The following is a 13,874-nucleotide window of genomic DNA, read 5'->3' on the forward strand; positions in this document are numbered from 1 at the left end:
CTTCAAGGCCTCGTGGCATTCGCTATGATTCCAGCCTCGAAGCCTTTGAACTCACCGCTGTCGATGAAGGTTTCCAGAATGTCGCGATAGGGCGTGATGTCAATCTCGTTTTTCGCCAACCATTCGGGATTGTAATAGGTGGCCGCGTAGCGGTCACCACTGTCGCAGATCAGCGATACCAGTGAGCCTTCTCGGCCTTCTTTCATCATCGCCGCTGCAATCCAGCAGGTGCCAAAGAAATTGGTGCCGGTCGAGCCTCCGACGCGGCGAAACAGCCGGTCCGACAGGACATGCATGGCAGCGATGGAGGCGGCGTCCGGTATCTTGATCATGTGGTCAATGACGCCGGGAATGAAGGATGGCTCTACCCGGGGCCGTCCAACACCTTCGATGCGCGATGGCGTTGAGCAGGTCACGTCCCGGTTCCCGGACATATAGGACGCGTAAAAGGCAGAATGTTCGACATCGACAACGCACAGGCGCGTGCGCAGATTGCGGTAGCGAATGAAGCGGCCAATGGTGGCAGACGTGCCGCCCGTTCCCGCATTAACCACCACCCATTCAGGCTCCGGGTGCTCTTCGCTTTTCATCTGCTCGAAAATGGAATCGGCAATATTGTTGTTGCCGCGCCAGTCGGTCGCTCTTTCGGCATTGGTAAACTGATCGAGATAATGCCCGCCCGTCTCGGCAGCCAGCCTTTCGGCCACGGTATAAACTTCTGACGGCTTGTCGACAAAGTGGCACTTTCCGCCAAAACGCTGGATAGCCTCGACCTTCTGCGGACTTGTCGAGTGCGGCATGACCGCGATGAATGGCAAATCCAGAAGATGCGCGAAATACGCCTCGCTGACAGCGGTAGAGCCTGAGGACGCCTCGACCAGCGTTGTTCCCTGCGCAATCTTGCCGTTGCAAATGCCGTAAAGAAACAGGGAGCGCGCCAGACGGTGCTTCAGGCTGCCGGTCGGATGCGTGGACTCGTCCTTCAGATAGATCGAGATGCCGCGCAGGCCCTTGAAGGCAGGCTTGACGAGGTGTGTATCTGCTGAGCGACGTCCATCTCCCTCAAGAATACCAATGGCACGACGTGCCCAGTCGCGGTTCTCGCAGGCTGGCAATGGCGTGAGTGGCGGCGCGGATAGGCATTGCGGCGTCGGCACATCGTTCGGTTGAAAAATCTCTTTGTGCTGGGCTGTATGAAGATCACTGATCTGATGAATGCCTGTCACGTTGTTTCATCTCTTTAATAGTTGAAAATCAGAATGGATTTCTAATGATTACTACTAGCTTAGAACGTGATGCGCATAAAGCTGAAAATATTAGAACGAGAGGAGAGTCTTGCTGGCCTTGCTGATGGTGCACGATGTGGCATCGGCGTGAGGAACGTCCTCGTATTGCATTTCCGTGATTTGGAGACCCGCTCACCAAGGTCAGTTGACTCTATCCATAATTCCAATAATCTGGATATATGGATCAGGAATGCGCTATACTCACCCTTGCAGCACTCGCTCAGCCCACCCGGCTTGAGACGTTCCGTCTTCTCGTTGCCCATGAACCGGAGGGCATGGCTGCCGGGGATATTGCCCGTGCCCTCGTCGTTCCACAGAACACCATGTCTGCCCATCTCAACATCTTGTCGCGGGCCGGTCTCGTGTCATCGCAGCGTAAAAGTCGCGTCATAGTTTATCGCGCGGAGATGGAAGCGTTGCGAACGCTGACTTTGTTTCTTCTGAAAGATTGCTGCGGCGGAAATGCAGAACTCTGCGCACCGTTGATTGCTGAATTGACCCCATGCTGCCCCAAGGAAAAGGTGCCTTCATGATTGAGAATAAGAGGATCGACGTCGCATGAGCCATGCCATCGATATCGTTATCTACCACAACCCGGAATGCGGCACGTCGCGCAATACGCTGGCTATGATCCGCAATGCGGGTATTGAGCCCCACGTTGTCGAATATCTCAAGACGCCGCCATCCCGCGAACTTTTGGAACAGTTGATTGCCCGAATGGGCATCTCTGCCCGCGAGCTTCTGCGCGAAAAGGGAACGCCATATCAAGAGTTGGGCCTTGAAGATCCGGTTTTGTCTGATGCGCAACTGGTCAATGCCATGATGGAGCACCCCATCCTCATTAATCGCCCTATCGTTGTCACGCCTGTTGGCGTCAGGCTTTGCCGTCCTTCTGAGGCCGTGCTGGATATTTTGCCGGTTGAGCAGAGGGCGGCTTTTACCAAGGAAGACGGCGAAGTCGTTGTCGATGGTGCGGGCCGCCGCGTCATCTGACCTGAACCTGCCAATCCTCATTCCTATCACCCCGGTCTTCGCCCAAGGCCGGGGAGTGTTTCTTTGCCAAGGAGAACGCGAATGCGTCCCGCAGAACCAATATTACGTCTGTCCTTCCTCGATCGGTACCTTACGGTCTGGATCTTTGCTGCCATGGCGCTTGGCGTGTTGCTCGGCTCTGTCTTTACCGGCCTGCCAACCGCACTTGAAGGCATGGCTGTCGGCACAACCAACATTCCGATTGCCATCGGCCTGATCCTGATGATGTATCCGCCACTGGCGAAAATCCGGTTCGAAGAGCTGCCGCAGGTCTTTGCCGATAAGCGCGTTCTGGCGATTTCGCTGCTGCAAAACTGGATCATCGGTCCCGTGCTGATGTTTGTGCTGGCGATCATTTTTCTGCGGGATTACCCGGAATATATGACGGGCCTCATCCTCATAGGCCTTGCGCGCTGCATTGCCATGGTTCTGGTCTGGAACCAGCTTGCCAAGGGCGATAACCAGTATGTCGCGGGCCTCGTTGCGTTCAATTCCATCTTCCAGATTCTGTTTTTCAGCGTCTATGCCTGGTTTTTCCTGAGCGTTCTGCCGCCACTGTTTGGGCTGGAAGGCAGCGTCATCGATGTGTCGTTCTGGACAATTGCCGAAGCGGTGTTGATCTATCTCGGCATCCCGTTTCTCGCGGGCTATCTGTCACGCCGTGTTCTGACGGCCACCAAGGGACGTGATTGGTATGAGACCGTCTTCCTGCCGAAAATCAGCCCTCTCACACTCGCTGCACTGCTGTTCACCATTGTCGCCATGTTCAGCCTCAAGGGCGGGGATGTGGTGCGCCTGCCGGGTGATGTGGTGATGATCGCCATTCCGCTGACGATCTACTTCCTCATCATGTTCCTTGTCAGCTTCTGGATGGCGAAGTCCGTTGGAACCGACTATCCTCGCACCACAGCGGTGGCTTTCACAGCGGCTGGCAACAATTTCGAGCTTGCCATTGCGGTCGCCATTGCCGCCTTCGGACTTGCATCTCCGGTCGCATTTGCAGCGGTCATTGGGCCCCTGGTTGAGGTTCCCGTGCTGATCTTGCTGGTGCAGATGGCGCTCTGGATGGGCGGCAAGTATTTTGCAAAGTCAGCCGGAAATCCGGCTGAGTAAAAAGTGTAAGGAGGCGCGGTGGCGCCGCTCGCCGCCCTCTATATCGATTTCAAATCCACGCGCTGTTCCAGCTTTGCGGCATCTTCTTTCCGCTCACTGTAGCGGTCCGTCAGATAGTCGGAGGCATCGCGGGTCAGCAGGGTGAACTTGACGAGTTCCTCGCAGACATCGACCACGCGATCATAATAGGCTGATGGCTTCATGCGTCCGTCCTCGCCGAATTCCTGCCAGGCCTTTGCGACAGATGACTGGTTTGGAATGGTAATCATCCGCATCCAGCGGCCGAGAATGCGCAACTGATTGACGGCGTTGAAGGACTGAGAGCCACCACAGACCTGCATGACCGCCAGTGTCTTGCCCTGTGTCGGGCGGACGGAGCCGGTTGTCAGCGGAAACCAGTCGATCTGGGCTTTCATGATACCGGTCATCGCGCCGTGGCGCTCGGGGCTGACCCAGAGATGGCCCTCGGACCATAAAGACAGCTCCCGCAATTCTTGAACCTTAGCGTCGGTGTCAGGCGCGCCATCGGGAAGCGGAAGTCCTTCGGGGTTGAATATCCTGACCTCGCAGCCAAAATGTTCGAGCAGGCGTGCGGATTCTTCTGCCAGCAAACGGCTGAACGAGACCTTACGCAGTGACCCGTACAGAATGAGAATGCGTGGCTTGTGTTGTGAGAAGGCTGGCCGAAGGGCGTCCAAATCCGGCTGGCCGATGAAATCGAGTGAGGCTGCGGGAATATCGGCCATGGAAAGCTCCGTTGACATCGTGATGGGTCAGGCCCGTCTCAATATGCTGAGGGATAACAAAAAAAGGGACCGGTTGAAACCGGCCCCCCTGTTTTAAGGGTTCGAATGCTGGAGGTGAGTATCAAAACTCCTCCCAGCTTTCGGCTGCGGCTGCTCCGCCACCGCCAAGACCGACTGCACCGGCCACCTTGGCCATCATGCGGCGCGCTGGCGATGCCACAGGCTTGTGGTCAGCTTTCGCAGCAACCGGTCTGCCCTGTGCGACAGGTCCATCCGAGCCGACGCGGAAGCCCGCAATGATTTCCCGCAGCCTTTGAACTTCGCTGGCAAGCGTTGCGCTGGCGGCAGTGGATTCTTCCACCATCGCGGCATTCTGCTGGGTGACCTGGTCCATCTGGTTGACAGCAGTATTGACCTCATGCAAGCCAACCGACTGCTCCTTGGCAGAGGTTGCGATGGCGTCCAGCTGGGTGTTGATGGTGACGACCTGTTCTTCGATCACCTTCAATGCCAGGCCGGTTTCCTGAACCAGTTTCACGCCGGTGCTGACCTCTTCGCTGGAGTTGCGGATCAATTCCTTGATCTCCTTGGCGGCCTGGGCAGATCGTTGTGCAAGTTCACGCACTTCCTGCGCAACAACCGCAAAGCCCTTACCGGCTTCACCGGCACGTGCAGCTTCCACGCCCGCATTTAGAGCCAGCAGGTTGGTCTGGAACGCGATTTCGTCAATCACGCCGATGATATTGGAGATCTGGTTCGAAGACTGTTCGATGCGCTGCATCGCGGTTACGGCATTCGATACAACTTCGCCGGAGCGGCTCGCGGATTTGTTGGCTTCGATGGCCACATGGCGGGCTTCCTGCGTGCGCTGGGAAGAGTTCGCCACATTGGTGGTGATCTGATCCAGTGCAGCAGCGGTTTCTTCCAGAGATGCTGCCTGCTGTTCCGTGCGCTTGGAAAGGTCTTCCGCGCTGCGGCTGATTTCGCGTGCACCGCTGTCGATAGAACCGGTGGCCTGGGAAACAGACCGCAAGCTATCTGCAAGCTGACCGACGGCATCATTGAAGTCGGACCGCAACGTTTCGAAATCACTGGCGAAAGGCTCGCTCAGGCGGAATGTGAGGTCGCCGCTAGAGAGGTGCTTCAGGCCTTCTCCAAGACCGGAGGTAGCCTGTGCCATCTGCTGTGCGCGCTGACGATCAGCCTCGGCAACACGGGCACGTTCCGCTTCGCTGGCGCTGCGGCCGGATTCTGCTTCCTGCTCAAGCTGCAATGCACGCAAGCCATTGTCCTTGAAGATCTGCACGGCCTTGGCCATCGTGCCGACTTCATCACGGCGATCCGTGCCCTCGACGGTGGCCGTAAAGTCGCCATTTGCAAGCGTACCCATGGTGGCGACCATGCTCTGGATAGGCTTGACCAGCCAAGCGCGGATGGCAACGAAGCCCAGGACCAGTACGGCGAGCAGACCCAGAACAACCGCGCTAAGTGTCACGAGGAAGGTCTGGTTAGAGGCGTCGGTCAATTCACCGCTTTCTTTATCTGAGGCATCAACGATAGCAGTCGTAAGCTCAGTAAAACGGGGCGAAAGGGCTGCGAAACTCTGTTCACACGGTAGCGCGCCTTTCTGGGAAGCCGCGACTTCTTCTTCAGTCGTGGCTGCCAGTCCAGCAGCGATGATTGGTCCGCAGGTATCCCTGAACGCTTTCAACACATCGGCCTTGATAACGGGCAGTTCCGCTTTTTCCGGAAGCGCTGCAATGGCCGTGTCCATGGATTTGACGAAGCTTGCTTCGGCGTCTTTCAGATTCTTTTGGGCAGTGGCATTGTGTTCGGCTGTTCTGGACATCAACAATTCGGCAACAGAGGCACGAAATGCCTGCAGGGCGCGGTTGGAGCGTGCCATGTAAAGAGCAGCTTTTGACTCACTCCCCAGCAGTTCGCTGTAGTTAGCGTCGATTTTTTTGATCTGTTGGCCAGAATAGAGTGCCATGCCCAGAGAAAACAGGCCGAATGCGACCATGATGATGAGGAATTTTCCAATGATAGAGATATGCTTCACGTGCCACTCCAAGGAATCGACTGTTGATCCTGCGTCGCCGAAAGCAAATCATTCACCGGGCCGACTATGTCGATCCGGTCCAGGCCAATCTATTGTTTGGCCAGCATGACTGAATCGTTATGTTGGTTAATAAGAGGCCGGAGTCATTTATAATATGTGAATATTCTTACGTCCGTAGTCAAATATTGCTCATTTGCGACCAAACTTGCCAATCGTCAGTTTTGTGATTGTGTTCAGCGTGCGGAAAAAATGGTTTAGGACTGAGTTCTTGTAAGAATAACCCAAAATTGATTCGGTATCATTAAGTAAACAGAAGCATTGCGAGATCGAGGCTATGAAGCTGGCGCGCCATACCGTCAGGTCTTCATATTGCCCGTTGCCAGACTTCTGATGTGCCACGAAAGAGCTTCTTCCAGAAGGTGCGGCGTATGACCGCCGCGCTGTGTCGCGCGCGCCAGATAGTCTTCAAGCATATCTCTGAAGGATGGATGCACGCAGTTGGCAATGATCACCGCCGCTCTTTCGCGGGGTGCCAATTCGCGCAAATCTGCAAGGCCGTTCTCCGTCACGATGATATCGACATCGTGCTCGGTATGATCGACATGGCTGACCATGGGAACCACGGAGGAAATTCTTCCGCCCTTGGCCAGCGACTTGGTGACGAAGATGGAAAGGTAGGCATTTCGCGCAAAATCGCCTGAGCCGCCAATGCCGTTCATCATGTGCGTGCCATTGACGTGGCTGGAGTTCACATTGCCATAGATGTCCACTTCCAGCGCCGTGTTGATGCCGATGATGCCGAGGCGACGAATGACCTCGGGGTGATTGGAAATCTCCTGAGGGCGCAGCACAAGCTTGTGCTTATACCTGTCAAACGATCCAAAAACGCGCTCTGCGCACTCTGCCGAAAGTGTGATGGAGGAGCCGGAGGCAAAATCGAGTTTGCCAGCATCAAACAGATCGAATGTACTGTCCTGCAAAACCTCGCTGTACATTTTGAGGCCATTGAAAGGGCTGTTCTTCAGTCCCGAAAGAACCGAGTTGGCAATTGTGCCAATGCCCGCCTGCAGCGGTTGCAGACCAAGGTTCAGGCGCCCGACGGATACCTCGTTCTCCAGAAAGCGGATCAGATGGCTGGCAATCGCTGCCGTTTCCGCATCCGGGGCTTCGACCGTGGAGAAGCTGTCCTTCTGTTCGGTGACCACGATGGCGGCAATCTTGTCTGGATCGATCGGTATATAGGGCAGGCCGACGCGACTGTTGCAGTCGAGAACAGGAATCGGCTCGCGCATGGGCCGTTTGGTCGGAATATAGACATCGTGCAACCCTTCGAGTTCAAGGGGCTGGCTGAGATTGATTTCGACAATAATCTTCTTGGCAAGAATGGCGAAGCTCGCCGAGTTGCCGATTGACGTGGAGGGCACGATGCCGCCATCCTCGGTGATCGCTGTGGCCTCTATCACGGCATAATCGATTGGGCCGAGCTGGTTTGATCTAAGGTGTTCGACGGTTTCGGACAGATGCTGGTCAACGAACATCACCTCACCACGATTGATGGCGGCGCGAAGGGTCGTGTCGACTTGAAAAGGCATTCGGCGGGCAAGAATCTTGGCCTCGGTCAGCATCCGGTCAATACCGTGGCCCAGAGACGCACCCGTAATCAACGTGATCTGGAACGGGTTGGTCTTTGCCCGTTCGACCATCGCGATTGGAACGGCTTTGGCATCGCCTGCCTTGGTGAAACCGCTCATGCCGATGACCATGCCATCCTTGATGAGTGCCCCGGCGGCCTGAGGTGTCGTGATTTTATCGATCAATGATGGTCGACGGATGCGCGTCTCGATCATGTTGGCTCCATGATGATAGGGTTGGTTAATCCGGCCTATTGCAAGTCGAGCACGATCCGGCCATCGATGCCGCCTTCTTCCATGCGGGCGAAGATTGCGTTGATGTTTTCAAGCTTGTCCCAGGAGAAATGCGCCGCAACGGCACCATCCCCGGCAAAGCCGAGCGCTTCCTCAAGATCCTGCCGGGTGCCGACGATTGAGCCTCGGATGGTGATCCGTTTCAGAACGGTGTCAAAGATCGGCATGGCGAACTTGCCCGGTGGCAGGCCGACCAGTGCCATGGTGCCGTGCGAGCGCATCGCTCCGAAAGCCTGCTCGAACGCAGTCGGAGAGACCGCTGTAACGAGTACACCGTGGACGCCGCCGATTTGCTTCTGCAACTCCGCCGCGGGATCGGTCTCGCGGGCATTGATGACTATTTCGGCGCCGAGTTTGGTGGCAAGGGCTAGCTTGTCGGCGTGAACATCAATGGCCGCAACATGCATGCCCATCGCCTTTGCGTACTGCACCGCCATGTGGCCGAGCCCGCCGACGCCCGATATGGCGACCCATTCGCCCGGTTTGACTTCGGTTTCCTTCAGCCCCTTATAGACGGTTACGCCCGCGCACAGGATGGGCGCTGCCGGACCCCATTCCAGACTATCCGGCAGGCGGCCAACATAGTTTGGATCAGCAAGTGCATATTCAGCAAAACTTCCATTGACCGAATAGCCGGTGTTTTGCTGAGATCCGCAAAGCGTTTCCCAACCGGTTCTGCAATGCGGGCAATAGCCACAGGCCGTATGCAGCCAAGGCACGCCGACCCTGTCACCTTCCTTGATGCGTTTCACGTCGCGCCCGACACCGACGACGGTGCCGACGCCCTCATGACCGGGAATGAAAGGCACAGTCGGCTTGACCGGCCAATCTCCTTTGATGGCATGGAGATCCGTGTGGCAGACGCCGGTTGCGGCCATCTTGACCAATATCTGGTCAGGGCGCGGTTCCGGCACCGGTATTTGCTCGATCATGAGAGGTTTGCCAAACTCGCGGAGAACGGCAGCTTTCATCAATTTTGTCATCGGCTAGCTCCTGAGGTTTATCCTCAGCTAGCATGCGCTCCAGCCTGCTGGATTGATTTCAATCAAGCCTGAGAGTGGCTCTCGGGCGGCCATACTCGGTTCGGGCTCTGAGATTTCAGGAAAAACCGGGCACCACTACGATGAATGGTGCCCGGCAACCGGCAGTGAGCAAGAGCTATTGCTGCGGCTCGTGGATTGGGCATTTGTTGAAGCCAGCGCGAAAATTCGCTGAATGCTCATATGGGGCTTTGCGGGCGCGGTTGATATTGCCGAGCGGCTGATGCGCCGCGAGCCCGGTCCAGACACTGAACCGCATCTCTTCATTGACCTTTTGCACCTGCTCGTCGCTCCAGCTGTCTTGCGGCGCCGCCGTTATCGTTGCCACGGTTACGAAAGGAGCGTCATCCTGATCCCATTCCACGGTTGGATCTTCGATGGGCTGTGCCTTGACGTCGCGACAGAGCTGGACCTGAAACTCCCACTCGCCTTGTATCGTCTGCATCTCCCCTTGAACGGTCTCTCTGATCGCATCTTCCCGCACACTCGTATCGATCTCCCTGCCGGTGAGTTCGGTCAGGTCTCGAGAGACCGGCTTGAGGCTGAATTTCGCAACGTATTCCCCATAGCGAAATGGCGTGACGCTGAAATAGGTCTCGCCGAGAGGATCGATATTGGGTGCGCCGCCGAGGGACTGGACTGTTGAACTTGTGACGCCAACGGCCTCAAGCGCGTTGTTGACGGTCTGCAGAACGCTCGACATCACCGTCTTCGTTCCCTCCATCTTGTCCGTCGTCTTTGCCAGCAATTTCAGGCTTCCGAGAAATTTATCAGCGGTCTTGGCCTGAAACACTGGGCCATTGACCATGACGAAGTCCTGCGTTCGCCCAGCCGCATCCGGCAGGCGTTCGCCGTCTACGCCCACTACCTTCATGGCGAGGCCACGGGGCAGGGCGATCGCATCGGGAAGAATGTCGCCCGCATTTGTCGAAAGGCGCATGAACACGGTGTAGGTGCCGGGTTGCGCGAACAGCCCCTGGGCAAGCTCAGGAGGCAGACCATCTTTGACCTGCAATTTGCCCTGAAGAATGCCGTGTGCCTTGGCATGCACTGAGCGAACCGCGTGACCATAGTCATTTGCGGTGGTGTCGAGGATCTTGTCAAAGGTATCGTTCAGACCCTGGATGGTTTCCTGCTCATCGGGCTGTATTGTTTCGAGATCGGGCGAGTAACGGATTGGCGCTGAGATCGGCATGCTGAACTCCTGTAAACGAACAGGAAAAGCTGGACGGTGCCCGATAGTTCCGTGGAAGGGCAGACTCCGCGAAAGAGAACTTGAAACCTCGCTTTACCCGTATCGGTCGAGATACTGCACGCGAAGGTCTTGCCGACTGCGGGCAGCATGCATTTTCGGCGGAAATGGCCACGGCAAAGTCACGCCGTCGATGTCAGGATGGCGCTTTCGCGAAAGCGTCAACGCAGGTAAGACATCCGAATGGATATGATAAAAACGCCCCGCCTCATTTTAAGAAATTTCCGGCAGGAAGACGCCGCCGATTTGTTCGCCTATCTGAACGAACCGACTGCCAGTTGTTTTCTGTCTCTTAAACTTGACGATATGGCCGCCGCAGAGGCGGAGACCGAAAAGCGCTGTGGAAGCGATGAATATATTGCCGTTTGCCTGAGCGACACCGACAAGCTTGTCGGCGACCTCTTCGCCGTGCCGGAAGACGATACGTATTCTGTCGGGTGGAACTTCAATCCGCGTTTCGGCGGCGCTGGTTTTGCGAGCGAGGCAGCGCGCGCTTTGTTCAGTTTTCTCTTCACGGTCAAAAATGCGCGCAGGCTTTATGCTTATGTGGAGGATCACAATATCCCGTCACAGCGCCTGTGCGAACGCATGGGAATGAGGCAGGAGGGGCTGTTCAAGGAGTTCGTGTCCTTCACAAAAAGCGACGATGGCACTCCGATTTATGAGAACACCATGCAATACGCGATCTTGCGGTGGGAATTGGAAGCTTTAGCCGGTGGGGCGCCGTTACCGGAAACTCAGACGTAAGCAGCCACCATCGCTAGGGGAGGCGCGGACAGCGCAATCTAAGACCGTCATTAGAAGCGCAGGCCATAGAGACCTGCGCTTTCTCTGATCAGCGTCTTATAAAGCTGGTGTCAAAACATGGTCCTCAGAGGCGCGCCTTATGCAGCCGCCCGCATCCTGGCGCCGCTTGAGCGTTTGGTCGCGAACTGACCTACCATCTGGGCCAGCATTTCAGTTTCATGGACCAGTGTTTGAGATGCGGCTGTTGTCTCTTCGACCATGGCTGCATTCTGTTGCGTCACCTTGTCCATCTCGTCGCCAGCATTGGAAACTTCCCGTAGACTTACGGACTGTTCTCTGGCCGCCATCGCAATCTTGTCGATGATGGAACTGATACCGCCCACCTGCTCACAAATGTCCTTGAGTGACATGCCAGTTTCGTCAACGAGCTTGACGCCTGCAGCGACCTGCGTTGTCGATGTTGAAATCAATCCCTTGATTTCGCGCGCGGCATTGGCAGATCTTTGTGCAAGCTCGCGCACTTCCTGTGCAACGACAGCAAAGCCCTTGCCTGCATCCCCGGCACGCGCCGCCTCAACCCCTGCGTTGAGCGCAAGCAAGTTGGTCTGAAATGCTATTTCGTCGATAACGCCGATGATGTTGCCGATCTTTGCCGATGAATCCTGAATTTCGCTCATCGCGCTGATGGCGCGTTCTACAACAGCTCCGCCGCCTTCCGCGTTTGTCTTGGCCAGTGCAACAGTCTTCTGGGCGTGGTCTGCGCCATCCGCAGTGCTCGTGATGCCGTTGGAGACCTCACCCAAGGCGGCAACTGTTTCTTCGAGAGAGGCTGCCTGCTGTTCCGTGCGGCGCGCAAGATCGTTTGATGCGCTTGATATTTCGGACAAGCCAGACCGGATCGTTCCGACGCTGACGATAACCGCGTCAATTGCCTCTTCCAGGCTGGAAACGGCGCTGTTGAAGTGCGTTCTGATGCGCTCGTAGCGGGAATCGACCGCTCCGATGCGCGCCGTCAGATCACCCTTGGACAGTGCGTCCAGACCGGTGGAAATTTGTCCGAAGGCATGCTCCATCGCCTGCGCTTCCGTCATACGCTCGGCTTCACGTTCATGCCGCAGAATTTCCGCCTGCTGCCTTCCGCGATCCGCCTCTGCTTCGGCATTGAGGCGTGCACGGTCGTTCTGCTGAAACACCTGCAATGCGCCGATCATTTCACCGATTTCGTTATCCGTTTTTGCAAGCTCCAGATGCGTATCTGTTTCCCCCTTCGCCAGACGCGCCATTGCCTGCGCAACCTTCACCATAGGCCGGGCAACGGAGCGGACCATAAAGAATGCAATGGCCATAGCCAGAATGAAGCTGAATAGACCGGCGCTCCACATCCAGGATGTGCCCTGACTACCCTGGAGCTCTGATTTGGATGCAATTTCGCCTGCAACCGCGACAATACCGTCCGTGACGCTCTGTGATGTCGAAACCACCAGCGAGGCCTGCTGATCGAAGGATGCGAGGTTCGTCTTCATCGCTTCGAATGTCTGGCCCAGTTGGGCGAGGCTGGCGGTCATGTCATTTCCGGAGATCTTGGCCAGCATGGCACCAAAGCCCGCTGCCTTCTTCAGATTTGCGGTGACGATGGCATCAGCTTCAGCGGATGGTTGGAGATGATATCGTTCGACCTGAACAAGAATATCTTTCAAGACATTGCTGAAGTTGCGTGCAGTGCCTGAAATGATACGCGCCTTGGAGCGAGCCGTATCTTTTTCGCTTTTGGCAGCAAGTTCTTTTTCTGCCGACATCCGCAACACCTCTTCCAGCTTCTGAGAGGTGGTTGAAATCTGCGCGAAAAGCCCGAGTTCCTGTGTCGCCGAGAGAGCCGCGCCATTGTCTTTGGAAATTGCGGCCTCAATCTCCGTGAAGGTATTTTCCAGGCTGCTGACGATTGGCTGGATGTCAGGCGTTCCGCCCAGCTTGACCACTTCAGTCAAGCCAGCCTGCGCACGAGTCATCGGCTCTGCGATCTGATCGGCCGATATCACTCCACCTTGGGCAGATGCTTTTACCAGCGCCAATTCGACGGCATTGATACCTTCCCTGAAACTGCCAGTGTTCTGGATGAGGATACGGATCGTGTTCAGGCTAATCAGGGCGTTGTTGGAATTGGTCTCGGCCTGGTTGGCGATGTCAAGGGCGCTTTTTTCAGCCTGATCAGCCAGGGTCACCATGCTTCCGGTTGCTTCACGCAGAGCGGCGCCGGCTTTCTGGACAGCATCCTGGGAGGTTGCGAGAGATCTGACGGCATTCGACATCATCGAGATGCCATTTGATAGCTCTGCACTTTCGTCTTTTGACAATTTCAGTGAGTTGAGTGTCGCTTGCGCCATCTGGAGGGCGCTGGCGGCTTGATCAATGCGCTGAGGCTCTTTGCTGATGAGATATTGGATAATGGCACCTTCAGCCTTGTTGGCGCCAATCAGGACTTTTGAAGTATCCACAGTTTGAGACACGGCACCTGTCAGACTACCAATTCCACGGATGCCGACGCTTGCAACAAGCACGACCGAAATGAGCAACAAAGCCATCCCGATCGATGTTCTGAAACCGATGGATTTCAGTTTCTGAGATAATTTCACTTTCCAATTCTCCCCCGCAGCGTAACGCCGCCCAAGCATTG

At 56.0% G+C, this 13,874-nt stretch carries 11 protein-coding genes; 4 read left to right on the plus strand and 7 right to left on the minus strand.

Annotated elements, in window-relative coordinates; genetic code table 11:
* Positions 1–2 precede the first annotated feature (2 nt).
* Positions 3–1,157, minus strand: a complete 1,155-nt coding sequence (locus IFT53_RS20835) for a PLP-dependent cysteine synthase family protein (RefSeq protein ID WP_446737704.1) — start codon at positions 1,155–1,157, stop codon at positions 3–5.
* A gap of 308 nt (positions 1,158–1,465) precedes the next feature.
* Here IFT53_RS20835 and IFT53_RS20840 point away from each other — a divergent pair, with 308 nt between their 5' ends.
* The 3 genes from IFT53_RS20840 (at position 1,466) to arsB (ending at position 3,431) form a co-directional block, all read left to right on the plus strand.
* Entirely contained in the window at positions 1,466–1,819 is a 354-nt protein-coding gene (locus tag IFT53_RS20840) for an ArsR/SmtB family transcription factor (protein WP_192067242.1), read from the plus strand.
* A 25-nt stretch (positions 1,820–1,844) separates the two neighbouring features.
* Complete coding sequence (gene arsC, locus IFT53_RS20845; protein WP_192067240.1) at positions 1,845–2,279, plus strand: arsenate reductase (glutaredoxin); 435 nt, start codon at positions 1,845–1,847, stop codon at positions 2,277–2,279.
* A gap of 81 nt (positions 2,280–2,360) precedes the next feature.
* Positions 2,361–3,431 carry an ACR3 family arsenite efflux transporter gene (gene arsB, locus IFT53_RS20850; RefSeq protein WP_192067238.1) on the plus strand — a complete coding sequence of 357 codons (1,071 nt, stop codon included), beginning with the start codon at positions 2,361–2,363 and terminating at the stop codon, positions 3,429–3,431.
* 38 nt (positions 3,432–3,469) lie between these two features.
* Here arsB and arsH read toward each other — a convergent pair whose 3' ends face one another.
* From arsH to IFT53_RS20875, 5 genes are all read right to left on the minus strand, one after another.
* Positions 3,470–4,177 (minus strand): arsenical resistance protein ArsH, encoded by a 708-nt coding sequence (arsH, locus tag IFT53_RS20855; RefSeq protein ID WP_192067237.1) that lies wholly within the window; start codon positions 4,175–4,177, stop codon positions 3,470–3,472.
* 121 nt (positions 4,178–4,298) lie between these two features.
* Positions 4,299–6,239: a methyl-accepting chemotaxis protein gene (locus IFT53_RS20860; RefSeq protein ID WP_192067235.1), complete on the minus strand. Its 1,941-nt coding sequence runs from the start codon at positions 6,237–6,239 to the stop codon at positions 4,299–4,301.
* A 356-nt stretch (positions 6,240–6,595) separates the two neighbouring features.
* On the minus strand, positions 6,596–8,086 hold the full coding sequence (locus IFT53_RS20865; protein ID WP_192067233.1) for an acetyl-CoA hydrolase/transferase family protein: 1,491 nt from the start codon (positions 8,084–8,086) through the stop codon (positions 6,596–6,598).
* A 35-nt stretch (positions 8,087–8,121) separates the two neighbouring features.
* Positions 8,122–9,147, minus strand: a complete 1,026-nt coding sequence (adhP, locus tag IFT53_RS20870; protein WP_192067231.1) for an alcohol dehydrogenase AdhP — start codon at positions 9,145–9,147, stop codon at positions 8,122–8,124.
* A gap of 175 nt (positions 9,148–9,322) precedes the next feature.
* The gene (locus IFT53_RS20875; RefSeq protein ID WP_192067230.1) at positions 9,323–10,399 is read right to left on the minus strand and encodes a catalase family protein; all 1,077 of its coding nucleotides are present in this window, start codon (positions 10,397–10,399) and stop codon (positions 9,323–9,325) included.
* Between the two features lie 246 nt (positions 10,400–10,645).
* Here IFT53_RS20875 and IFT53_RS20880 point away from each other — a divergent pair, with 246 nt between their 5' ends.
* The gene (locus tag IFT53_RS20880; RefSeq protein WP_342366657.1) at positions 10,646–11,203 is read left to right on the plus strand and encodes a GNAT family N-acetyltransferase; all 558 of its coding nucleotides are present in this window, start codon (positions 10,646–10,648) and stop codon (positions 11,201–11,203) included.
* A gap of 137 nt (positions 11,204–11,340) precedes the next feature.
* Here IFT53_RS20880 and IFT53_RS20885 read toward each other — a convergent pair whose 3' ends face one another.
* A complete protein-coding gene (locus IFT53_RS20885) occupies positions 11,341–13,833 on the minus strand; it encodes a methyl-accepting chemotaxis protein (RefSeq protein ID WP_342365842.1) in 2,493 nt (830 codons plus the stop codon).
* Between the last annotated feature and the right edge of the window lie 41 nt (positions 13,834–13,874).

Source organism: Rhizobium sp. CFBP 13644, from assembly GCF_014842165.1.
GTDB lineage: Bacteria > Pseudomonadota > Alphaproteobacteria > Rhizobiales > Rhizobiaceae > Agrobacterium > Agrobacterium tumefaciens_C.

What these genes read in the sequence shown, in the direction of transcription:
- IFT53_RS20840 (WP_192067242.1), top strand. Translation starts at nt 1,466, where the DNA reads ATGGATCAGGAATGCGCTATACTCACCCTTGCAGCACTCGCTCAGCCC.
- arsC (WP_192067240.1), top strand. Translation starts at nt 1,845, where the DNA reads ATGAGCCATGCCATCGATATCGTTATCTACCACAACCCGGAATGCGGC.
- arsB (WP_192067238.1), top strand. Translation starts at nt 2,361, where the DNA reads ATGCGTCCCGCAGAACCAATATTACGTCTGTCCTTCCTCGATCGGTAC.
- arsH (WP_192067237.1), bottom strand. Translation starts at nt 4,177, where the DNA reads ATGGCCGATATTCCCGCAGCCTCACTCGATTTCATCGGCCAGCCGGAT.
- IFT53_RS20865 (WP_192067233.1), bottom strand. Translation starts at nt 8,086, where the DNA reads ATGATCGAGACGCGCATCCGTCGACCATCATTGATCGATAAAATCACG.
- adhP (WP_192067231.1), bottom strand. Translation starts at nt 9,147, where the DNA reads ATGACAAAATTGATGAAAGCTGCCGTTCTCCGCGAGTTTGGCAAACCT.
- IFT53_RS20875 (WP_192067230.1), bottom strand. Translation starts at nt 10,399, where the DNA reads ATGCCGATCTCAGCGCCAATCCGTTACTCGCCCGATCTCGAAACAATA.
- IFT53_RS20880 (WP_342366657.1), top strand. Translation starts at nt 10,646, where the DNA reads ATGATAAAAACGCCCCGCCTCATTTTAAGAAATTTCCGGCAGGAAGAC.